25 protein-coding genes are annotated in these 22884 nt (G+C 43.2%); 16 read left to right on the top strand and 9 right to left on the bottom strand.

Translation table 11 applies throughout. The features are described from left to right. Positions 1 to 190 precede the first annotated feature (190 nt). From rlmH to pmbA, 10 genes are all read left to right on the top strand, one after another. A complete protein-coding gene (rlmH, locus tag N7974_RS04610) occupies positions 191 to 658 on the top strand; it encodes a 23S rRNA (pseudouridine(1915)-N(3))-methyltransferase RlmH (protein WP_262964475.1) in 468 nt (155 codons plus the stop codon). After that, a complete protein-coding gene (locus tag N7974_RS04605; protein ID WP_262964474.1) occupies positions 658 to 1233 on the top strand; it encodes a Maf family protein in 576 nt (191 codons plus the stop codon). The genes rlmH and N7974_RS04605 overlap by 1 nt, the downstream gene beginning before the upstream one ends. Then, positions 1230 to 2684, top strand: coding sequence for a ribonuclease G (gene rng, locus N7974_RS04600; RefSeq protein ID WP_262964473.1), 1455 nt, complete (start codon positions 1230 to 1232; stop codon positions 2682 to 2684). Before N7974_RS04605 ends, rng begins: the two co-directional genes overlap by 4 nt. Positions 2685 to 2741: 57 nt before the next feature. Next, a complete protein-coding gene (locus N7974_RS04595; protein WP_262964472.1) occupies positions 2742 to 6575 on the top strand; it encodes a YhdP family protein in 3834 nt (1277 codons plus the stop codon). An 11-nt stretch (positions 6576 to 6586) separates the two neighbouring features. Further along, complete coding sequence (locus N7974_RS04590) at positions 6587 to 7405, top strand: carbon-nitrogen hydrolase family protein (protein WP_262964471.1); 819 nt, start codon at positions 6587 to 6589, stop codon at positions 7403 to 7405. Between the two features lies 1 nt (position 7406). Then, complete coding sequence (gene bamC / locus N7974_RS04585; RefSeq protein WP_262964470.1) at positions 7407 to 7997, top strand: outer membrane protein assembly factor BamC; 591 nt, start codon at positions 7407 to 7409, stop codon at positions 7995 to 7997. Between the two features lie 115 nt (positions 7998 to 8112). After that, a complete protein-coding gene (tldD, locus tag N7974_RS04580; protein WP_262964469.1) occupies positions 8113 to 9552 on the top strand; it encodes a metalloprotease TldD in 1440 nt (479 codons plus the stop codon). Between the two features lie 33 nt (positions 9553 to 9585). Next, positions 9586 to 9852, top strand: a complete 267-nt coding sequence (locus N7974_RS04575; RefSeq protein ID WP_262964468.1) for a DUF4160 domain-containing protein — start codon at positions 9586 to 9588, stop codon at positions 9850 to 9852. Then, positions 9845 to 10114 carry a DUF2442 domain-containing protein gene (locus N7974_RS04570; protein ID WP_262964467.1) on the top strand — a complete coding sequence of 90 codons (270 nt, stop codon included), beginning with the start codon at positions 9845 to 9847 and terminating at the stop codon, positions 10112 to 10114. Before N7974_RS04575 ends, N7974_RS04570 begins: the two co-directional genes overlap by 8 nt. Before the next feature lie 110 nt (positions 10115 to 10224). Beyond that, positions 10225 to 11556, top strand: coding sequence for a metalloprotease PmbA (pmbA, locus tag N7974_RS04565; protein WP_262964466.1), 1332 nt, complete (start codon positions 10225 to 10227; stop codon positions 11554 to 11556). A 389-nt stretch (positions 11557 to 11945) separates the two neighbouring features. Here the strand turns inward: pmbA and N7974_RS04560 are convergent, their stop codons facing one another. After that, positions 11946 to 12959 carry a quinone-dependent dihydroorotate dehydrogenase gene (locus tag N7974_RS04560; RefSeq protein ID WP_262964465.1) on the bottom strand — a complete coding sequence of 338 codons (1014 nt, stop codon included), beginning with the start codon at positions 12957 to 12959 and terminating at the stop codon, positions 11946 to 11948. 280 nt (positions 12960 to 13239) lie between these two features. Next, positions 13240 to 14343, bottom strand: a complete 1104-nt coding sequence (gene thiO, locus N7974_RS04555; RefSeq protein WP_262964464.1) for a glycine oxidase ThiO — start codon at positions 14341 to 14343, stop codon at positions 13240 to 13242. A 553-nt stretch (positions 14344 to 14896) separates the two neighbouring features. Between thiO and N7974_RS04550 the strand changes: the two genes are divergently transcribed. From N7974_RS04550 to N7974_RS04530, 5 genes are all read left to right on the top strand, one after another. Beyond that, positions 14897 to 15754, top strand: coding sequence for a porin family protein (locus N7974_RS04550; RefSeq protein WP_262964463.1), 858 nt, complete (start codon positions 14897 to 14899; stop codon positions 15752 to 15754). A 120-nt stretch (positions 15755 to 15874) separates the two neighbouring features. Next, positions 15875 to 16150 (top strand): type II toxin-antitoxin system Phd/YefM family antitoxin, encoded by a 276-nt coding sequence (locus N7974_RS04545; RefSeq protein WP_262964462.1) that lies wholly within the window; start codon positions 15875 to 15877, stop codon positions 16148 to 16150. After that, on the top strand, positions 16147 to 16476 hold the full coding sequence (locus N7974_RS04540) for a type II toxin-antitoxin system RelE/ParE family toxin (protein ID WP_262964461.1): 330 nt from the start codon (positions 16147 to 16149) through the stop codon (positions 16474 to 16476). Before N7974_RS04545 ends, N7974_RS04540 begins: the two co-directional genes overlap by 4 nt. Positions 16477 to 16479: 3 nt before the next feature. Next, entirely contained in the window at positions 16480 to 17427 is a 948-nt protein-coding gene (gene pip, locus N7974_RS04535; protein ID WP_262964460.1) for a prolyl aminopeptidase, read from the top strand. A gap of 253 nt (positions 17428 to 17680) precedes the next feature. Continuing rightward, entirely contained in the window at positions 17681 to 18256 is a 576-nt protein-coding gene (locus tag N7974_RS04530; protein WP_262964459.1) for a UbiX family flavin prenyltransferase, read from the top strand. A 70-nt stretch (positions 18257 to 18326) separates the two neighbouring features. On the opposite strand, the gene pqqE is transcribed toward N7974_RS04530, so the two are convergent. The 7 genes from pqqE to pqqA form a co-directional block, all read right to left on the bottom strand. Then, on the bottom strand, positions 18327 to 19478 hold the full coding sequence (pqqE, locus tag N7974_RS04525) for a pyrroloquinoline quinone biosynthesis protein PqqE (RefSeq protein WP_262964458.1): 1152 nt from the start codon (positions 19476 to 19478) through the stop codon (positions 18327 to 18329). Then, on the bottom strand, positions 19456 to 19728 hold the full coding sequence (gene pqqD, locus N7974_RS04520; RefSeq protein WP_262964457.1) for a pyrroloquinoline quinone biosynthesis peptide chaperone PqqD: 273 nt from the start codon (positions 19726 to 19728) through the stop codon (positions 19456 to 19458). Before pqqD ends, pqqE begins: the two co-directional genes overlap by 23 nt. A gap of 28 nt (positions 19729 to 19756) precedes the next feature. Beyond that, entirely contained in the window at positions 19757 to 20014 is a 258-nt protein-coding gene (locus N7974_RS04515) for a type II toxin-antitoxin system MqsA family antitoxin (RefSeq protein ID WP_262964456.1), read from the bottom strand. Next, positions 20014 to 20325, bottom strand: a complete 312-nt coding sequence (locus tag N7974_RS04510) for a DUF4258 domain-containing protein (protein WP_262964455.1) — start codon at positions 20323 to 20325, stop codon at positions 20014 to 20016. The genes N7974_RS04515 and N7974_RS04510 overlap by 1 nt, the downstream gene beginning before the upstream one ends. Positions 20326 to 20381: 56 nt before the next feature. Next, positions 20382 to 21113: a pyrroloquinoline-quinone synthase PqqC gene (pqqC, locus tag N7974_RS04505; protein ID WP_262964454.1), complete on the bottom strand. Its 732-nt coding sequence runs from the start codon at positions 21111 to 21113 to the stop codon at positions 20382 to 20384. Between the two features lie 65 nt (positions 21114 to 21178). After that, the gene (pqqB, locus tag N7974_RS04500; protein ID WP_262964453.1) at positions 21179 to 22090 is read right to left on the bottom strand and encodes a pyrroloquinoline quinone biosynthesis protein PqqB; all 912 of its coding nucleotides are present in this window, start codon (positions 22088 to 22090) and stop codon (positions 21179 to 21181) included. 131 nt (positions 22091 to 22221) lie between these two features. Beyond that, positions 22222 to 22296: a pyrroloquinoline quinone precursor peptide PqqA gene (pqqA, locus tag N7974_RS04495; protein ID WP_006892363.1), complete on the bottom strand. Its 75-nt coding sequence runs from the start codon at positions 22294 to 22296 to the stop codon at positions 22222 to 22224. 348 nt (positions 22297 to 22644) lie between these two features. On the opposite strand from pqqA, the gene N7974_RS04490 reads away from it, so the two are divergent. Beyond that, positions 22645 to 22851 (top strand): hypothetical protein, encoded by a 207-nt coding sequence (locus N7974_RS04490; RefSeq protein WP_262964452.1) that lies wholly within the window; start codon positions 22645 to 22647, stop codon positions 22849 to 22851. Positions 22852 to 22884 lie beyond the last annotated feature (33 nt).

Raw genomic sequence — 22884 nt, 5'->3', positions numbered from 1 at the left:
TTACCGGGGAGGGTGGCTGGAATAGCGGATTTTTAACCGGATCAGCCACTGCGAAAGTTAGCATAAACAGGTTGATAGAGCCGGAAGCGTTGTTTGTCGTAATTTTCTCCCGCTTTTATGATTAGTCGTTGATTTTTTATACAGTGGACGACATTGCACTAACCTCTTGTTGTCTGTATCCTGCATGTCCATGCAAATAAATTTAATTTCAGTAGGAAACCGTATGCCGGGCTGGGTACAGCAAGGTTACGATGAATATGCCAAGCGCTTGCCGCGTGAATGTGAATTGGTGCTCAAGGAAATTGTGCCGGGTAAGCGCAGTAAAAACAGTGATGTTGCCCGTATTGTAAAAGACGAGGGTGAGCGAATGCTTGCAGCTATTCCACAAGGCACTCATATTGTGACGTTGGATATACCCGGTAAACCTTGGACTACGCCCGAATTGGCACAGGCGATGCAGCGTTGGCTGGAAAGTGGCCAGCATATCGCTTTACTGATTGGTGGCCCTGAAGGTTTGGCCGATTCTGCCAAACAGTTGGCGCGTGAATCCTGGAGTTTATCCAAGCTCACGTTTCCGCATCCGCTAGTGCGTATTTTGGTGGCTGAGCAACTTTACCGGGCTTGGAGTATTCTCCATAATCACCCTTATCATCGCTAATGTCCTTTCAGATTATTCTTGCCTCAGCTTCGCCACGCCGTAAGGAACTGTTAGATCAAATCAAGGTCACTTACCAGGTTTACCCGGTTGATCTTGATGAAACCCCATTGCCTGATGAAACACCACTGGATTATGTGCAGCGCTTGGCGGCTGAAAAGTCTGCGGCGTGCCAAGCCCAACTCAATACTGAAATACCGGTTTTGGCTGCCGATACAGCGGTTGTTTTGGGACCTGTAATTATGGGAAAACCTAAAGATAAGGCTGATGCTCTGGCTATGTTGATGCAGTTATCCGGTAAAACCCATCAGGTTTATAGTGCCGTTTCGCTGAGAGGCCGTGAGCATAGCCAGGCAGTTAGTATTACCGAGGTGACTTTCAGGTGTTTGACAGAACGGGAAATACTAAGTTACTGGGACAGTGGCGAACCGGTTGATAAAGCCGGCAGCTATGCCATTCAAGGCATGGGAGGCATGTTTGTGGAATTAATAAAAGGCAGTTTTTCAGGCGTGGTCGGTTTACCATTGTTTGAGACAGCCGAACTTTTATCTAAACAAGGAATAGAGTTTTTCAAATGAGTGAAGAAATTTTAATCAACGTAACGCCGCCGGAAACCCGTGTTGCAGTTATTGAAAATGGCGTGTTACAAGAGCTCATTATTGAAAGAAGCCGTGAGCGGGGTTTAGTGGGTAATATCTACAAAGGCGAAGTGTGTCGGGTTCTTCCAGGTATGCAGGCGGCTTTTGTTGACATTGGCTTACCCAAGGCGGCGTTCATTCATCTTTCAGATTTGTGTACGAAAGACCTTGAAGAAAAAGGTTCCGATGTTATTGAGCATTACTTGCATGAAGGCCAGTCTGTTGTTGTGCAGGTAGTCAAAGATCCTATGGGTAGTAAAGGTGCACGTTTAACCACGGAAATATCAATACCCTCGCGTTATCAGGTCTATATGCCCTATGCGAACAATTCAGGTGTGTCCCAGCGTATTGAATGTGAAGCTGAACGTGGCCGGTTAAGACTTTGTCTTGATACGTTCAGGCAGGAGCATAATTGTGGCGGTTTTATTGCAAGAACAGCGGCAGAATGCGCTAGTGAATCGGTTCTGATTGCCGATATGACATTTTTGCTGAAATTATGGGAGTCGATTCTTGAAAAGATTGCTACCGCAAAACCCAAGCAATTTATTCATAAGGATTTACCGCTGAGTGTCAGAACGCTAAGGGATTTATACAAAGAGGGTATTGATCGGGTTCGCGTTGATTCAAAAGAAACCTATCATCGATTACTTGAATTTGCCGAGGTTTTTGTACCGGAAATCGTGCCGGTGATCGAACATTACACGGGTGAATGTCCTGTATTTGATATTTACAGTGTTGAGGATGAAATTAAAAAAGCCCTGGATCGTAAAGTCAAGTTGAAATCGGGCGGATATTTAATATTTGACCAGACTGAAGCGATGACGACGATTGATGTTAATACGGGTGGCTATGTGGGCGGGCGTAACCTCGAAGAGACTATTTACAAAACCAACCTTGAAGCCGCTCAAACCATAGCGCGTCAGCTTAGACTCAGGAATCTGGGTGGGATTATTATTATCGATTTTATCGATATGAAAAGTGAAGACCATAAAAAACAGGTTTTACAGGCATTGGAACGTAATTTGGAAAAAGACCGTGCGAAAACCAAAATTACTGAAGTTTCGGTACTGGGCTTGGTAGAAATGACCCGTAAGAGAACCCGTGAAAGCCTTGAGCATATTCTTTGCGAACCTTGTAGTGCTTGCGGCGGGCGGGGGGTTTTAAAAACGGCTGAATCCATGTGTCTGGAAATATTCAGGGAAATTATTCGGGAAGTAAGGCTGTATAAGGTTCAGACCTTGTTGGTTCTGGCGTCTAATGAGGTAGTGGACATGCTGCTTGATGAAGAAGCGGACATGTTGGCCGAGCTGGAAATATTTTTGGGCGTACAGATCAAGTTTAGGGTTGAGGCTGAATATAATCAGGAACAGTATGATGTGGTGCTTCTTTAAGGTGCCAAATTAAAAATGTTGTTTGTGCCATTAACCTTGTATCTTTGATCAGCCCTTATGATCCATCACATTAAGCGTGCAACGCGGCATCTTGTTTTTTGGTCTTTAATTGCCTTGGCAGTCAGCTTGACTACAGTACGTTTATTGTTGCTTCAGATTGATGATTATAAAGCTGATTTATCGACTCGCGTCAGCGAACTGGTGGGTGTTCCGGTAACGATAGGGCGTTTACGTGCAAATATGCGTGGCTATAGTCCTCAACTGGTACTGAAGGATATCAACATAGCCTCAGCTGTTGCTGGTGAGCCGTCTGCGATTCAACTTAAAGAAATACGCCTAGGAATTAATTTATTGGATGTTCTGATTAATCGGGATCGCCTATCATCGACCTGGGTTACGTTAGTGGGGGCCAAGCTCACTGTAAAACGCAAACAGGATGGCAGCATTGCCATTGTTGGCTTAAAAGCCAGCGACGAACAGCCGTTATGGTTGTTGCAGGGTAATAAATACGAGATTTTACAAAGTCAGATTAGTTGGCAGGATGAGTTGGGCAAAAATAAACTCGCTATTGTTGGTGATGTGGATTTTGCAATTATTAATAATGCCCAGCGTCATCAGATGAATATTCTGGTGAAGTTACCCAAAAAATATGGCAATGAGTTAAGAGTGTCTATGGATTTAATGGGTAATGTTTTTAAACCATTAGCTATTGATGGCACTATTTTTATAGAAGGGAAAAATTTACATCTGGCTGAATGGCTGACCAGTGATTTGCCGTTTTCTATTAATATTCATTCGGGTACCGGCAACGTTAAGCTATGGAGTAAGCTTGCACAGTCGAAACTGGTTTCTCTTACGGGTAATGTGCAGCTACAACAACTGAAATTACGCAAGCCTGACAATCAGGAGTTTTTAATTAAACAGTTAAACACGCTTTTTTATTGGCAGCTTAATGGCAGTCAGTGGCATCTGGATGCACCTGACTTTTTGCTTGAAACGGCAAATAAAAAATGGCCTGCGACCATATTGGGTATTTCAGGGAATGGTAATTTACCGCATAAAATAGGTTTGTTTGTCAAGCAAGTGGATGCACAGGAAATATCCAAAATATTACAGTTTTTTGCGCCATTATCGGATGAACAGTTTAAAAAATTGGCTCAAATACAACTCCAAGGGTCGTTGGAAGAACTTTCTTTATTTGCTGATCTGGATGAAAAACACTATGCCGTTAACGGGGAGTTTACCAACATTAGCTTTCCTTCTTTAGGTGCGATGCCAGGCATGGAGAATTTGACCGGCCATCTGAAAGGAAGTGATCAGCTGGGTCGCGTGACTTTGGCAACTAAAGACGCGAGGCTGACAGCGCCTGGATTATTTCGTGAAACATTAACCATGACGAAACTTGAAGGCGCTATCTCATGGCAACAAACCCTCGATAATTGGCTTATCTCCAGTCCAATAATCCAACTGGATGCTCCGCATTTAAACACTAAAAGCAAAATGAATTTAACGATTCCAAAAACGCAAGGGCAGAAAACGTTTATGGATTTGCAAATGGCATTTGCCAGTGATGATGTTAGTCAAGTCACTCAATACTTGCCTGTGAGCACGATGGGTAAGTCATCTGTTGATTGGCTGGATAAGGCTTTTATCAGTGGGCGTGTGCCCAAAGGCGGCATGCTGTTTTACGGTAATTTAAGTGATTTTCCATTTATTGGCGGACAGGGTATTTTTGAGGCGCTGTTTGACATTGATCAACTGGAGTTAAACTATAATTCTGAATGGCCGCATTTAACGGATCTTGGCGGCGAAGTTTTGTTTTTACAGGGTGGTTTACAGGTTGATTTAGCTAAAGGCCTAAGTGATAAGGTAAAAATTAATCAGGCACGGGTAACGATACCGTCGCTGAATGATAGTGAGTATCTACTGGTTAAAGGGTTGTTGGAAACGGACATACTGGAAGGTTTGAGGTTTATGCAAAAGACACCGCTTAATTCATCGGTAGATAAGCTGTTAGGTTCTATAGAACCGCAGGGTAGTACTCAGGTAACCTTGGATTTAAAGCTTCCGTTAACTGATAGCGGCATCGCTAAAGTGAATGGATCAGCTCAGCTGAGTAATGCCAAGCTTAAAGTGAAGGCGCTTGATTTGAAAGTTAACCAGATTAATGGTGCCTTAAAATTTAATGAGCTGGGCATTTACAGTGACATTATTAAAGCGACCGCCTTAAATTATCCTGTTCAGATTGCTGTTAAAAGCTCGGATGTTCAGACAACTGTTAGTGTAGCGGGTCGTGTCGATGTCGGTAATCTAAGGAAACAATTTAAAATACCCGGATGGCAGATAGCTGAAGGGGCAACAGATTATCAGCTAAAGTTACAACTTCCTTATGGCGAAACTTCACCCGAACTGCTTATGCTCTCAGAGTTGTCAGGCCTGTCATTGGATTTGCCGGGTGCATTAGCCAAAACCAGGGAGCAGCAAAGATCGTTGGCGCTGACGTTTAATTTGGCTGATCAAGTATTATTGCCGATTAACGTAAATTATAATAATCAATTGAAAGCAGCGATTAAGTTTAATATAAAGCAGCAGGCTATTGAATCCGCGAATATTTTGGTAGGTTCTGGTGATATTTCTGAAAGTCAGGGATCAGGAATAAAACTGGTAATTAATCGTGAGCGCCTGGACTTGCAAGACTGGTTGGGTCTGGCTTCGTCTCTTGCCTACGGAAAAGAAAGCGAAGCCATAACAGGTGCAGTAAATAGTCTTAAGGAAATAAAAATACAGAGCGAGCATGGATTATGGGGTAAAGCCGACCTGGGTTTGTTTGATCTGGTCTTAAAGCCTGAAGGTAATTATTGGGTGGGTGATAGCAACAGTTCAATTGCCAAAGGTCGATTTAAAATACCTGTTAATCTTAAAGGTGCTGATAGTATTAATTTGGATATGGAGGAGCTGGAGCTTTCCGTGTTAAAAAAAATCAAGTCTCAGGAAAGTTCGGCGGCATTGGCACCATCTGTTCCTGATTTTATGCCTTTATTAACGATAACCAGCCAAAAAGTGTTGTGGCAGTCCGTTGATCTCGGGCAGTTGAGCGTCATAACGGAACGTATAGCCAACGGTATCGCCTTCAAGCGCATCGAGTTGACGGGGAATGATCAAAAACTAGTCTTATCAGGTGACTGGAAAATCAAGGGTAAGCAATCCGAAACCCGTATACAAGGCAAGCTGAACATGCCCAGAGTTGGACAGCTTCTGTCCAAATTGGGTGTTACCAAGAATTTCAGAGAAACCACTGCCATTGTTGATTTCACCGGTATGTGGAATGCAGCACCTTATCAATTTTCGTTAATGGCTTTACAGGGAAAGATAGATGTTAATTTAAAAGGCGGCCGTATTTTAGGCATAGAGCCTGGATTTGGTCGTGTTTTGGGCATGCTGGCAATGGCTCAGTGGATAAAACGCTTGCAACTGGATTTCAGTGATGTGTATGAGGAAGGCCTGGCATTTAACAGTATCAATGGACACTTTGATTTATTAAAGGGTAAGGCCATCACTGATAACTTGGTTATTGATGCTATTTCTGCAAAAATTACTCTCACGGGAGAGACTGATTTTATCAATAAAAGTCTTGATCAAATTGTCAATGTAGCGCCAAAAAGTGCTGATGCCGTACCTATTGCTGGTACAATTATGGGTAAAGTTGCAGATATAATCGGGCGAACTTTAACCGGTAAAGATCAAGACGGTTTTTTCTTTGGTTCACAGTATTTGGTTAAGGGCGACTGGGAGAACGCACAAATCATTCCGCTACATGAAAATGATGGCTTGTTGCAGAAAACCTGGAATGGACTCACCAGTTTTCCCTGGCAGGAACCTAACACACCATAAAAAGAGACAATATGACTAAATGTGCGGCCATACAAATGGCATCAAGTCCTAATATCGGTTTTAATTTGTTGGAAGCTGAAAAGCTTATCGCGGAAGCGGTTAAAGCTGGTGCAAAACTGGTTGCTTTACCAGAAAATTTTGCTTTGATGGGGAATCATGAAACTGACAAGCTTAAGGCAAAGGAAGTCGATGGCTCGGGGCCCATACAAAATTTTTTATCGATAGTTGCCAAAAAATATGCGGTTTGGGTTGTTGGTGGCACTATCCCTATGGCGGCTGATGACAATAACAAGGTGCGTGCAGCTTGTCTGATTTATAACGATGAAGGCGAAAGAGTCGGTCGTTACGATAAAGTACATTTATTTGATGTCAATGTGCCGGGGACCAATGAAGTCTACCGTGAATCAGATTCCATTGAGCCGGGCACTGAATCGCTGATTGTTGATACGCCTTTTGGTAAATTGGGAATCGCTATTTGTTATGATCTGCGGTTTCCGGAATTTTTTCGAAAAATGAGCAAGGAGGGTGTAGATATACTGGTGGTTCCTTCTGCTTTTACTGCTGAAACCGGTGCGGCTCATTGGGAGGTATTGCTGCGTGCGCGTGCTGTGGAAAATCTCTGTTATGTGATTGCACCCAATCAGGGTGGTTTTCATCTTAACGGGCGCAAAACCTTTGGTCATAGCATGATTATCGATCCTTGGGGCGTAGTTCTGGATTGTTACAAAACCGGCGGCGGTTATGTTTTGGCTGAAATAGATCCTGAGCGACTGGAAAAAGTGCGGGGAGCCTTTCCGGTTTTAAGCCACAGACGTTTTTTTTGTGAATAATATGCAATCAATCATTAAAAGTTTTCTGCTTGGCATTATGTTGGTTTCTTGTAGTGGCAATGACAGTCGTTATCGGGATACTCAAATGCTGGAGCATCCACCTGAAATTACTATCAGTAAGCCAGGCGCAGAGTTGCGTGTTATCGATAACAGTAAAATCCCCAAGAAGCGCCATGAGGCGGGCTTGGGTGAGGATGTTTATATGACGACATCGACACCGCCTCAATTGAGAATCAAGCAATCTCTTGATGATGCTTGGAGTACACTGGGTCTTGCCTTAAAGCAAAGTGGTATTGAAATAACCGATCGTGAGCATGATAAAGGGCTTTACTATGTGCTTTATGATCCTGAAAAATCTTTTTTTAGCGGTAAGCATAACGAAGCAATTTATGTGCTAACGGTTGAAAGTGACGGTGCCGAGACAGTAGTAAGTGCTATTCTTGGTAATGCCGCTGAACAAAGTAGCGCTGGTGGCCGTAGTAAAAAGCGTGGTGCAGATAAAGATAACAGTTCAGAGCAGCTTGCCGATGGCGCTGAAAAATTATTGCAGTCATTGTATGAAAGCATACGTGATGATTTGAAAGAAGAATAACTAAGGTACAAGGTGAAAGGTTCAAGGTTCAAGGTTAGAGCGAATATGGCTTACTCTTGAAACTTGGGTCTTGAACTTTGCGCCTTGAACCTTAACCCTTTATTTTGATGTTGTAATGGAACTATTAAATCTTGCAAGACAAGCTATTCTGATACCTGCCGGTATCCAGGATGGCGATATTGAAAAAATTATGAGCCGGTTGCTCAGTTCGCCCGTTGATGCTGCCGATATTTACTTTCAGTCCAGTCATTCCGAGTCTTGGGTAATGGAAGGCGGGATTATTAAGGAGGGTAGTCATAGTATTGAGCAGGGCGCTGGCGTACGTGCTGTCTCCGGTGAGAAAACAGGCTTTGCTTATAGTGACCGAATTGAACTGTCGGTATTGCTGGAAGCTGCCAATAACGTTAAAGCCATTGTCAGGCAAGGGCAAGATGCCCAGGTTGGTTTGGTAAAAGCCGCTGGCTGGCCGATGTATTATCCGGTTATCAATCCATTAAAATCTTTGGCTGATCAACAGAAAATAGATTTATTACGTCATGTCGAGAGTGAAACCCGTAAACTGGATGCTCGCATAGAAGAAGTGATTGTCAGCCTTAGCGGTTCGCATGAAAGTATTCTGGTGGCCAATCAGGACGGCTCGTTAGCTGCCGATGTAAGACCCTTGGTGCGAATGAACGTCACCGTTATCGTCGAAGAAAACGGCCATCGTGAACAAGGCAGTATGGGGGGCGGTGGCCGCAGTGATTACGGTTATTTTATTGATCAGGGCCGGGCACTGGAATACGGCAAAGAAGCGGTAAGGCAGGCATTGGTTAATCTGGAAGCAGAAGAAGCACCAGCCGGTAATATGACAGTGGTATTGGGGCCGGGTTGGCCGGGTATTTTATTGCATGAAGCCATCGGACACGGTTTGGAAGGTGACTTTAACCGTAAAGGGACATCGGCTTTTAGTGGTCGTGTCGGTGAGCGGGTTGCTTCCAGTTTATGTACCGTGGTCGATGATGGTACCTTGCCAGGCCGCCGTGGTTCGTTAAGTATTGATGATGAAGGTACGCCGACAGAAAAAACCGTATTGATTGAAAACGGCATTCTTAAAGGTTATATGCAGGATAAGCTTAATGCCCGTTTAATGGGGGTTAAGTCTACCGGTAATGGTCGTCGTGAATCTTATGCGAGTTTGCCTATGCCACGCATGACCAATACTTACATGTTGCCGGGATCTCATAACCCCGAAGAAATTATCAAGTCGGTAAAAAAAGGCCTTTATGCCAAAAACTTTGCCGGAGGACAGGTTGATATTACGTCAGGCAAGTTTGTCTTTTCTGCCAGTGAAGCTTATTTGATTGAAAATGGCAAGATAACTCGTGCCGTTAAAGGGGCAACCCTGATTGGTAACGGTCCTGACGTTTTAACCAAAGTGTCCATGGTTGGTACCGATCTTGAGTTGGATAGTGGTGTTGGTACTTGTGGCAAGGAAGGACAAAGTGTACCGGTTGGCGTTGGTCAACCGACCATGAAAATTGATGGATTGACGGTTGGTGGAACCAGTGTTTAAATGTTATAAATATAAGATATTAAAAGAACTGGCATGCCTGTAATTTCCTATTTCTTTGGGATTTATATTCGTATGTACCACGATGACCATAACCCACCGCACTTTCACATAGAATATCAAGGACATCAAGCTTTAATGGCTATTGAAGGCGGTGAGCTTATAGCGGGAACACTGCCCAATAAAGCCGTCAAGTTGGTACGAGAATGGGCAAAAGAACACCAACAAGAACTATTAACTGATTGGCAATGCGCTATTGAGTTAAGACCGTTGCAACGTATTGCAGGAGCTGACAATGATTAAAATCATCCGGGCACAGTATATACAGCAGAAAATTCTGCGATTGTATTTTTCCGATAATTCATGGGGAGATTATGATTTACAAGCTGTGTGTGACAGACAAACGGAATTGGTTGTTCCTTTGAATGATGAGCAGTATTTTAAGCAATTTTTTTTAGAGCTCGGTGCGCTGTGTTGGCGTAATGGTTTGGAATTAAGCCCCAGCAATATTCACAGAAAACTTGAAGAGCAACAAAAACTGCATTATGAGTCCAAAGTTGCATAACGTAGATAATAGAGAAAAAAGATCAGCAAGTCGGGTGGATTTTCGCAAGAAATGATACACGGCATGTTTGGTAAAAGCCGCTATACCTCACTTAAAATTTAGAGATCACAGTGCAAAACCAAGAAGAAATTAATCGTTTAAAAAATATCGTTCAAAACTTGTTGGACGAGGCAAAAAAACAGGGTGCAAGTGCCGCCGAAGCAGGTTTGAGTCAGGAAAATGGCTTGTCTGTATCCGCGCGTCTGGGTGACGTTGAAACGATAGAACATCATTGCGGCCAAGGTCTCGGTATAACGGTTTATTTTGATCAGCGAAAAGGAACCGCCAGTACCACCGATTTATCACCGGAATCTATTAAAGAAACAGTTAGCGCAGCCTGTAGTATCGCCCGCTACACCAGTGAAGACAGCTATGCCGGATTGCCGGAAGAAGAACGGTTGGCAACAGAGTTTCCCGATCTTGATCTTAATCATCCGTGGAATCTCAGTGTTAATGATGCGATTGCCCTGGCAATCGAATGCGAAGATGCTGGTCGTAGTTATGATGCTGAAATCAGTAATTCTGAAGGTGCGTCAGTTAATACCCATCAAGGTATTCATGTAATGGGCAATAGTCTGGGATTTATTCAGGGCTATATTTCAACCCGGCATTCTTTAAGTTGTTCGGTTCTGGCGCAACGCGGCGATAGTATGCAGCGCGATTACTGGTATAGCGTATCAAGAAACGCTCTAGATTTGGAAGCTGCTGCCGAAATAGGCAAGAAAGCCGCTGCACGGACGCTAAGACGTTTGGGTGGGCGTAGCCTAAGCACCCGGCAATGCCCCGTATTGTATAGCGCAGAAATAGCGTCAAGTTTATTGGCTTCGTTTATTGGTGCAATCAGTGGGGGTAACTTATACCGGAAGTCCTCGTTTTTACTGGATGCTCTGGACAGTCAGGTTTTTCCCGAATTTATTCGTATCTACGAACAGCCGCATTTAAAAGGTGCCTTGGGCAGTGCTGCATACGATGGTGAGGGTGTCGCAACGACTTCCCGCGATATTGTCAGTGACGGTATTTTACGCGGTTATGTATTGAGTACTTATTCCGCACGTAAACTGGGAATGCACACTACCGGCAACGCGGGTGGCGTGCGAAACTTAACGATAGATTCAGGAGCCCTCGATTATCAGGGTATGTTAAAAGAGCTGGGTACCGGTTTGTTGGTTACCGAGTTGATGGGGCAGGGTGTTAATATGGTGACTGGCGATTATTCGCGCGGTGCCGCAGGATTCTGGGTGGAAAATGGCGAGATTCAATATCCGGTTGAAGAAATTACTATTGCCGGTAACTTGAAAGATATGCTAAAGAATATCATCGCCGTGGGCAATGATATTGATTATCGTGGCAATGTTCGTACAGGTTCTATTTTGGTTGAACGTATGTCGATTGCTGGCGAATAATTGGTTGTTATAGACTTTCAGATAAATAATTTCGATGCTAACGGATACCATCCCTTCAAGGGATGGTATCCGTACGGGCTCAAAATTTAATGTAATGGAAATTTAATTTCTGAAAGACTATATCTTAAAAAAGACTATCACCACGAAGGCGTAGTTATCTATACAAGTAAAAGCAACGTTATGCCGGCAGGGATTACCGGAATTCAGAGATGTGAAAAATCAGATAAAAGTTAGCTTTATATTACTAACATTTGGCTTGCGTAGCCTAATATTGCCATCCATGGCGTCTTCATCCCGGCAATCCCTGCCGGGATGAAGACGCGTGTAAATATCTATGTCACGAAAGGCACGAAGTTTTTTTCTTCGTGTCCTTCGTGGTGAATTAATTTCTACAAAGACTTTACAATATCTTCTATTAATTGTGGTCCACGATAAATCATGCCACTGTAAATCTGCACGAGGCTTGCTCCTGCCTGCAACTTTTCCTGCGCATCTTCTGCACTTAAAATCCCTCCTGCCGCAATAATCGCGACTTTTCCCTGACATTCAGCGGCCAAGCCACGTACAACATGTGTGGCTTGGTCTTTAACGGGCGCGCCACTTAAGCCACCGGCTTCATGGGCCAATGGGTGTCCGGTAATCTTGTTTCTGGCGACAGTCGTATTGGTGGCTATGACACCGTCTATTTCAAATGCCAGCAACAATCCGGCAATATGCGTTATTTCATCATCAGTTAGATCTGGAGCAATTTTTATAGCCAAAGGTACATAAGTACCATGCTCTTGTTGCAGTTTAAGTTGTTCTTCTTTTAAAGCAGCAATCAGGGCTTTTATTTCATCACCCTGCTGCAACTGGCGCAGGTTTTTAGTATTAGGTGAAGAAATGTTAATGGTAATGTAGCTGGCAGATGTATAAGCTTTACGCAAGCCAATCAAGTAATCGTTAACCGCATTTTCAATAGGCGTGTCGAAATTTTTACCGATATTAATACCCAAAATATTGCTGTAGCTGCTTTTTTTTGCCTGGCCGAGTAAATGATCTATGCCTGAATTATTAAAGCCCATACGATTAATAATTGCCTGATGTTCAGGCAATCTGAACAATCGCGGTTTAGGGTTGCCGGGTTGTGGACGAGGTGTTACCGTGCCTATTTCGACAAAGCCAAAGCCTAATGCCCCTAGCGCTGCAATGTAATCACCATTTTTATCCATGCCGGCAGCAAGGCCGACAGGGTTTTTAAAAGTTAAGCCCATCACCTTGACGGGTTTATCTTCAATAACTGGATAGATTAGTTTCCCGACACCGGAAACATGCGCAACATTTAACAGCTTAAGAGTAACCTCGTGGGCTGTTTCAGGATCAAGTGAAAATAATAGCGGACGTAATAAAGGATAAAGGTTCATAAGTTTGCCGTTAGGTGGTCTGATTTTATAGGTCTCAAGTTAAAGCATTTCACCACGAAGACACGAAGAACACGAAGTTTTTACTTTGGTTTTTCTTCGTGTCTCGGCAACTGCTCCTGCATTGCTCTAGCTCCTGCATTGTTCTCGATAGCTGTTCCAGACGCGATTCTACCTTCCGCCATTCATGGCTACGTACCTCTTGCATAATCCACAGGGGTGTGGTTAATGCTGATATTGCAGGAGCAAATATCTGTCCATGCAGTCGTTCGTGGTGAATAAATCAATCAACCAATCTGCTTAATTTGTAAGGCTCAGGTGCTATTGCAGTAGGGCGATTTAAAATAAGATCAACCATCAGCTGTGCAGATGCAGGTCCCATTACCAGGCCATTTCTAAAATGACCGGCATTAATACTTAAGTTACAGATTTCAGGATGTTTGTCGATATAGGGTACGCCGTATTCAGTGCCAGGTCTTAAACCTGCCCAATGGTGAATTAGCGGAGCTTTTTTAAGTGCCGGTAGTAACGTCAAGGCAAATTCAGTCAATCGATCGCGGGCAGTGGTTGTTGTGCTTTTATTAAAGTTATCCTGCTCTACCGTACTTCCCGCCAGAATTTTTCCATCACGTCGCGGAATCAGGTATTGATCGCCGTCCAATACCATTGTGTGCAATGTATCCGGCTGGGCATTAAATATCAACATTTGACCCTTAACGGGAGCAACTTTTGGAGCATTACTTACCATATCAGGAAACAGTTGCTGAAATAATTGCCCCGTCCATGCGCCAGCAGAAATGACCAACTGGTTAACAGTCAATTGCCCCGTCGTGGTTTGAATGCTGCTGATTCGGTTTTGTGTCAGAGTAATACCGGTTAACTCACACTGCTCCAGTAAAGTCACACCCTTATTAATCAGATCCTGTTTCAATGATTTAATTAGTCGGGGATTACGAACCTGGGCAATTTTAGGTAACCAAAGCGGATTTTCAGGAATGGTATTAAATTCATTAAAAAAATCTGCTTCAGGCCTTTCAAATTCTATGTTGTTAGTATTGCACCAGTTTTGTGCTGCAGTAATGTCAGGATTTTTGGTGATCAGAAGGCCACAGGGCGTCCATTCCGGATCCAAACGGGTATCGTTAAGCAGTTGAGCGCTTAAATCCGGATACAATGAATGGCTTTGTATGGCCAGACGAGTAATCGCCTCTTCTTGCCGCCAGGGGTAAAGCGGCAGCAAAATACCGCCCCCTGCCCACGAAGATTCCTGTCCTAACAAATTTTTTTCGATAACCGTCACGTTTGCACCGGCATTAAAAAATTCTCTGGCAGTCAGCAAGCCAATAACGCCGCCGCCAATAATAGTAATATCCGTTGTTTTAGTCATTGATGTCGATAAAAGTCAAAAATCAGAAAGTGGATTTGTTGTATTGGTACATGGCAGGTGGAATCTTTTAAAGCAAAAATAGTGGATTAATAATGCCCTGTTAATGTTTTTATCCCTGCGAGCACATAAAATACAGCAATACAAAAGACCATTCTACTGGTTTCCAGCTTAATATGCGTTAAGTTGTAAGTCCTGAGCTTGTCAAAAAGTAGGTAGTTAACTATAGTTTCGGTATAACAGGATCCCTTAACTTAAGGCTAAAGAATTTATCATTAATTATCTCATTTTCAGCATTCAGTTGAAGGATATTTCAGGTTGTTGATTGAATCAATCTAATGGTAATTAGGTTGTTTTTTGTTGTTTTTTGCATACAACTATATAAGTAAAAGTAAGTTTGTGTCGTTACTTATTGATAAATAAGGATAAACTCAAGTAAAAATAATAACTTTAATGCTTGTGTGGAAATAGATTTACTGCTACTATTTCCACCGTGAAATCAAATTTGTTGTATTAAAGCAAATATTATAAATTAACATCCCATGAGGGGGAATCAATGACTAATAAAAAAAATAAAATATATCTGGGCGTAGCCTTGGCAACTTTAACAATGGCAGGTGCCCTGGTTTCTCCACAAGCGTCAGCATTGAACAAAGCCGAACGTATGGCCGAAGCGGCAAACAGTAAAGCAGAAGTATTGGAAGCTCAACTTAGACTTATGCAGGATGAAATTGCCAGCTTAAGAGCTCAAGTTAGCGCTGCGGCACCCGCTGGTGCAGTAGCAGCAGATACGCAAAAAGTTCAGGAACTGGATGCTTGGATGACTTCAGTCAAGTCTGAGCCGGTTGTAAAGAAAGTTAAAGATAATATGCTGTATTTCCGTGGCGGTTATACCGGCAATGATGAGTCTATGGTTGCCACTACCGGCCAAGGTGGTGATACCGGTCATACGGGTGGTTGGAATTTCGGTGCCGGTATGGATATGAGTTTAAGTGATGATATGTTTGGTTTGGTTGACAAAACTGAACTATTAGGAGAGTTGGATCTAAACTATGTTGACTTGGGTACATTTACCAGTAGTGCTCTTGGAGCTGGTGTATCTGGTACAGCAACAGCTACTCAAAGTATGCTGAGAATCAGTGCTTCGCCAAAAATTAAATTCATGAAAGATAGTAAACTCAGACCATGGATCATTCCGGTCGGTTTCACTTTGAATGTTATTAGTCCACCAAGTCAAATTAATTCAATTACTGAGCTAAAACCAGCAATGAATTTTGGTACGGGTGTGGATTACAATATCTGGAAAAGCTTGTATGTTGGTGCTGATGTGCGTTATTTCCTGGCAACTTCCTCGCTTGATGGTACCAATGTCAATGGTTTAACAGCAGGTGGTTCACTCGGTTTCGGTTTCTAAGCACTTCACTTAAAAACAAATCCGATAAAAAGGGGAGGGTTTCAAATCCTCCCTTTTTTTTGCCTGTCATTTTGTATAGGTGCTATACTTGGTGCTAAATATGGACAAAAGGTGAAAGCCATGAAGATTTCAGCCGATATTAAACCTGTCAGCTATTTAAAATTACATTCCGCAGATTTATTAAATCAGGTTAATGAAACCCACAGACCCATCATCATTACCCAAAACGGTGAGCCACGAGCAGTATTGCAAGACGCTGAAAGTTACGAGAATATGCGTGCTGCACTGGGGTTATTAAAATTGCTTACGCAGGCGGAAAATGATATTCGTAGCGGTAACATGAGTCATCAAACACAGACTTTTAATAATGTAGAAGCCCTGTTAGCTAACCAATGAATGAGCTTTATCAAGTTTACTGGAGCAAAACAGCAGAAAGTGATTTGATTGCAATCATCCTGTTTATACGTAATACAAGTCCCCAAGCCGCTGCCAATGTTTTTGCCAATATCAAGGATAAAACATCTGATCTGGTTTTGTTTCCAGACCGAGGACGGATTGTTCCAGAATTATTGGCACAAGGAATAGGTCATTACCGGGAACTGATTATTCCACCATGGCGTGTTATCTACCGATTTTCAGGCGATGCTGTTTATGTTTTATCGGTGCTGGATTCACGTCGTAATGTAGAAGATGTTTTATTAGATCGTTTAATTCGCGAATAAACAATGAAAACCCTGTACCCTGAAATATCCCCCTATTACACCTTCTTTCTTGAAACGGGCAGTCAACATGCCGTTTATGTCGAGCAAAGTGGTAATCCTGACGGCATTCCGGTCATTTTTCTGCACGGTGGGCCGTGCTCGGGAACCAAGCCTGATCACCGACGTTTTTTTAATCCCGAGTATTATCAAATTATTCTTTTTGATCAGCGTGGCTGTGGTTTGTCTTTGCCTTTTGGCGAATTGGAGAATAATACCACTCAGGATTTGATTGATGACATGGAACGTATCCGGCAACACTTGAGAATAGATCAATGGCTGGTTTTTGGTGGTTCTTGGGGTGCTGCACTGGCCTTGTTATATGCTCAGCAGCATCAGGACAGAGTAGTCGGCATGATTATTCGCGCGGTATTTCTGGTGCGGCAACAAGATTTCGACTGGTTTTCCAAGGAGGGTGTTAATCGAATTTATCCTGAACAGTGGCAGCGATTGCTTGAAAGCATTCCGGAACAGGGTCGGGAAGATTTGGTACAAGAGCTATGTGCTGCGCTATGGGGTGAAGATGAGGTTGCCCAAAGACGGGTTGCCAAGGAATGGATGGCTTGGGGTGGGCAGGTAGCGTTAGGGAATGATTATAAACCCGGCAGCCAAAGCGACCATGTTACTGACAAAATGGTTAAACAAGTGCAGATGGAGTTGCATTATGCCAGACATAATTATTTTATTAAGGAAAATCAGATTCTGGAAAATTGCGCTATTTTAACCAATATTCCAACCATTATTATTCATGGTCGCCAGGATTTAGTTTGTCCAATAGAAGCCGGCATGAAGCTGCATCAGGCACTACCTCAGGCCGAATATATCATATTGCCCAATGCCGGACACATTGCCCAAGGCCTGGAAATGATTGACGCGCTGGTTGCTGCTACTGATAAATTCGCAAAAGAATTGTGATTTTTGAAAACCAAAAAAACCTTAAAAGATCATTACGAACGACTGCATGGATGCAGGAGCTAGAGCAATGCAGGAGCAATTGCCGACGACTGCATGGATGCAGGAGCTAGAGCAATGCAGGAGCAATTGCCGAGACACGAAGATCACGAAGAAAGCTTCGTGTCCCTTCGACTATGTTCAGGACAGGCTTGGGTAGTCTTATTTCGACCTACGTCTAAAAACTAATTTCACCTTAAAACTTGAACCTAAAATAATGACTCAGAAAAAACGCTTGATTATTGCCATGACCGGGGCAACCGGTGCTGTTTATGGCGTAAGGATGTTGCAAATTTTACAGGCGCAGGAAGAATGGGAAACCCATCTTGTTATATCTGATGCGGGGGTGGTTAATTTAAAGCACGAAATGGATATAAAGCGGGCAGAACTGTTTAAGTTGGCCGATGTGACACACGGTATTAATGATATTGCCGCCAGTATTTCCAGTGGCGGTTTTAAAACAGAAGGAATGATTATCGCGCCGTGCTCAATGAAAACGCTGGCGGCGGTGGCTCATGGCTTTGGTGATAATTTGATTTCACGATCAGCCGATGTGGTTTTAAAAGAGCGCAGGCGTTTGGTTGTTATGCCGCGCGAAACCCCGTTAAATCTTGTGCATATCAGGAATATGGGGATTGTGACCGAAATGGGTGGCATTATGTTTCCACCAATGCCGGCTTTTTATAGTAAAACTGACTCATTAACGGCTATGGTCAACGAAACAGTCGGTCGGGTACTGGATATGTTCGGGGTTAATGTTGAGGGCTTGTACACGCCTTGGGAAGGCTTATAGCTGGTTATTAATGCATTTCACTACGAACTACTGCATGGATGCAGTCGTTCGTGGTGAATTAATCAAGCACTTAAGACAAAAGCTTTGAGTTTTTACTGTTACGAAATAATAGCGGCTTTTCATTAGCCGATAATGTGCTTCTGGCTGCCGAATCTATCGCGTCCTGAATAACGCCATGATGAGGTGATTTGCTGCATACAGGGTCAGCGTTACGCATGTCGCCCGTTAACAAGTAGGCTTGGCAATGGCAACCGCCAAAATCCTTATCTTTTTCATCGCAGCTACGACAAGGCTCTTTCATCCAGTCATCGCCTCTAAAGAAATTAAAGGCTTTCGACTCATTCCATATTTCTTCAACGCTATAGTCGTTAACATTGGGGCAATCCAGTCCGGGTAAATCACGCGCAGAATGACAGGGCAGAGCCACGCCATCCGGTGCGATAGTCAGAAAGGTCGTTCCCCAACCATTCATACAAGCTTTGGGTCGATTTTCATAAAAATCCGGCACGACATAATAAATTTTCATTTTCCCGGTGACGGTTTCTTTAAATGCCTGGGCAATGGCTTCGGCTTTTTCAAATTGTTCTTTTGTGGGTAACAATAAATCGCGGTTGGTATGTGCCCAGCCGTAATATTGTGTGTTGGCGAGTTCCAGATAATCAGCGCCCAGTTCTTCTGCCATTGCCAATATTTCCGGCATTTGGTGAATGTTTTCACGGTGTATAACTACGCATAATACCATCGGGTAACCGTGCTTTTTAACCAGGTGAGCAACTTCTTTTTTGTGCTCAAACGACGCTGTGCCAGCGATATGGTCGTTTAATTCCTGAGTGCTAGCCTGAATACTGACCTGAATGTGATCCAGTCCGGCTTCTTTAAGCTGGATAATTTTTTCTTCTGTCAGTCCGTAACCCGAGGTAATCAGGTTGGAATAATAACCCAGATCTCTGGCGTGTTTAACCAGTTCGGTTAGATCTTTGCGGGTGAGAGGTTCACCTCCCGAAAAGCCTAACTGCACTGCGCCCATTTTCCGTGCTTGAGTCAGCACGCGTTTCCAGCCTTCGGTGTCTAATTCAGTTTGATAGTTTGCATAATCAACCGGGTTGGAGCAATAGGGGCACTGTAACGGACAAGCGTAGGTCAGTTCTGCCAGTAACCAGCGCGGCGGTGTAATGCCTGCCCTGAGCGTAGTCGTAGGGTTAGTTTTGATTAATCCAGCCATTTTGTAAAGCAACCTCCAGGAAAGCGGTAATATCGTTGGTAAGACCCGATGTGGAAAATTTGTGTTCCAGATCACTGACAATTTGGGCAAGATTGCGCGTGCCATCACAGAGCTTCAAAATTTCAGCTGAACTTTCATTAAGTTCCACCATACCTTCCGGGTAAAGAATGACATTTTTTTGTTGTGCTTCCTCCCATTGCAAACGGTGGGTACGAGAAAATTGAATGAGCAGTTCCTTGTTTATGGTCATTTTTAATATTTGGTCTTAAGTCGTGGGTTTATAAAGATAGTGTGGCAAAATCTTCAACGGCCACCTGCATGATTCGCTGTGGTTGTCTTTGTTGATGAGTGATAGCAAGGTAGTCGTTTTCGATTTTTTGTAATACCGCCGCATCAAAGTATTGTTCACCGCAAAATGTACATTCCAGGCAAGGTACGTGTTCAACCACTAACATCTGCTGATCTTTTTGGTAAATGTAGCGTGTGGTTTTACTGCTAAGGTGTTTGTGGCCACAAAATACGCACTGTTCTGACATTATGAATTACCTCGTTCAAAAGGGTTTTTAAACTTGGGTGGTGTAGGAACATAGACGGTAATAATTACCAGTGTTTTAACCATACATCCACATACTATATGAATGGGAGTGCCGTTATCAGCAAACCCTGCGACTAAACAGCTTACGCCTCGACCAGTATTTGTATATTGTTCAAGAATACGTCCGTTATATAAGGCTTGTGCTACTTGAATCAAGGTTAAATTATCATTTTGCCGCTCTTGGTCGCCATGCCGGGAATACCGATAATCATCATCATGTACGGCTTGTTTTATCCAGTCTATTGCAATCATAGGGCGGCTTTGGGTGATATCAGTTACGCGAAAAGCTCTACATTAGGCTGTTTTTATTATTTCTCAATAGTAAAATACGGTGGCATATTATTAATATAAGCCATATACATGGCATCCGCCATAGTCCATAACACATCCAGTTTAAATTTTAAAATTTGCACCATGCGATCCTGCTGTTCACGGGTTTTGTACCAGTCCAGTGTTATAGCGAGACCATGCTCAACATCGCGCCGTGCTTCTCCCAGACGTTTACGGAAATAGTTGTAACCTTCCACATCAACCCATGGGTAGTGTTCGGGCCAGTTATCCAAACGTTGCTGGTGGATTTTGGGCGCAAATAATTCCGTCAACGAAGAACTTGCCGCCTCATGCCATTCGGCTCTTCGGGCAAAGTTAACGTAGGCATCGACGGCAAAACGAACACCCGGTAATACATATTTTAATGACGTAATGTCTTCACGGCTTAAGCCGACAGCTATACCCAATTGTATCCAGGCCTCTATGCCGCCGGGATCGCCGGGATGACCATCATGATCCAGAATGCGTTGGATCCATTTGGCGCGGGTTTCACGATCAGGACAATTAGCAAGGATGTTGGCATCTTTTATAGGGATGCTCACCTGGTAGTAAAAACGGTTGGCAACCCAGCCTTGTAATTGTTCTTTAGTGAGTTGTCCCGCGTTCATCAGGGTATGGTAAGGATGATGAATATGATAATACTTTTCCATGCCCCGCAGGGCAGCTTCAAATTCTGTTTTTGTCCATGCGGTATTATCGGTATTGCTCATGGTGATGTCCTTTGGAGATTAATAAAAACGGAGTGCAAAAACTGGTTTTTGTACTCCGGCTAGGGCTATAAATCGATTTCCAATCCATCGTAAGCCACTTCAATGCCGGCAGCATCAAGGATTTTACGTTGCTCGGAATCATCATCCAGAATGGGGTTGGTGTTATTAATATGTATCAGTATTTTACGGGCTTTGGCTACACCGCTTAGTACTTCTATCATGCCGCCTGCACCATATTGTGGCAAGTGACCAATTTCACGGGCTTTTTTATGGCTGATATTTTGCGTACACATCTCGTCATTGGTCCAGAAGGTACCATCTACCAACAGACAATCAACATCTTGCATGGCAGCCATCACATGTGGCTCTATTTCACCCAGGCCCGGCGAATAAAATACTTTTTTGCCGGTAGAGATTTGTTCAATAATAACACCGATGTTATCGCCTTCATGTGGATCATGCCGATGTGGCGAATAAGGCGGTGCTTTGCTTTTTAAGGCTTGGGTATAAAAACGTAAATCAGCAATGGCGGGAATAGTAAAGCTGCTGCCATCAACAGGTACCGGATGATGATTGATGGTGCAATAGTGTTCCAGCATGGTAAATAAGGGAAAACCTGTAGTCAGGTCTTGTTTAACCATGTCTGTGCAGTAGACATCCAATGGCTTGCCTTCCCTGAGCATTAACATGCCTGTCGTATGATCAATTTGGCTATCAATAAGCATAATAGCCTTAATGCCGGTGTCACGAATGCCTTCTTTGGGCTGAATGGCGGGGAAAGCTTCCAGTTGCGCGCGAATATCGGGGGATGTATTAAATAACAGCCAGTTTTTATCGTCCGTACTCACAGCAATAGATGATTGTGTTCGTGCTTTGCCGTTCATTGTGTGGTGGCGCAAACGGTGACAATTATGGCAGTTGCAGTTCCATTGCGGAAAGCCGCCACCTGCACCTGAACCAAGAACTCTAATTTTCATGATGAAAGCCTTAAAAGAAAGCCTTGAATGATACGGGAATAACAATTTTCAGGCAAAAAAAAGGGGCTCTAAGTGAACCCCTTCTTTAAACCAGCTTTAATGATCCCGACAATTAAGTCAGGAAAGTTCATTTAGCGATTGTAGATGTACATTGTTACTTCAAAGCCGAAACGTAGGTCTGTATAGCTTGGTGTTTCCCATTTCATCGTGAACCTCCAGAAGATTATTAGAATAGTTGCTAGCTTGATCAAGTAAGCTAATTAAAAGTATACGATGAACTATTTTTTTACGCAATGTTTGACAGTACTTAACAAGGATGTTTTTCTTTTTAGAAAAGAGTATTATCGAAATTCAAAAAAAAATAATAAGGCAACAGCCAAGAATGAATAGACCCGGATGGCTCAGAATTTTTGTTCATTTTCAAGGTAGAAAAACAGTCGCATAGCTGGCTGCGCGACTGTTTTGATAACGCAGACAATGAATAAAAAGCCCGGCGGCTTGGGTATGTTCTTCGTGGGAAATTGCCTGGCTACATAAAATTATGAGGAGGGGTTATGGGTGGTGTTATTGAGCTGTTTTTGATTATGTTAATTATTGCCAGCGTTGCATTTGCGCCGTTAGGCTACTTTATTTACAAATATACCCAGAAAAATGGCAAGCCATTTGGCGAAACTGATCCGGATAGTGAGGCTCCGTCTTTTGTTAATGAATTAGCTGAAAGTGCCATTCATTTTGTCAAAAGTCGGATTGCCAAAAAATAAATGCTGTTTGTTGATGATATTTTTGGATGATTT

Source organism: Methylobacter psychrophilus (assembly GCF_025583945.1).
In the GTDB taxonomy this organism is placed as follows: Bacteria; Pseudomonadota; Gammaproteobacteria; order Methylococcales; family Methylomonadaceae; genus Methylobacter_C; species Methylobacter_C psychrophilus.
Note: the sequence above shows the minus strand (reverse complement) of the source record. Positions and strands in the feature narration are given on the sequence as shown.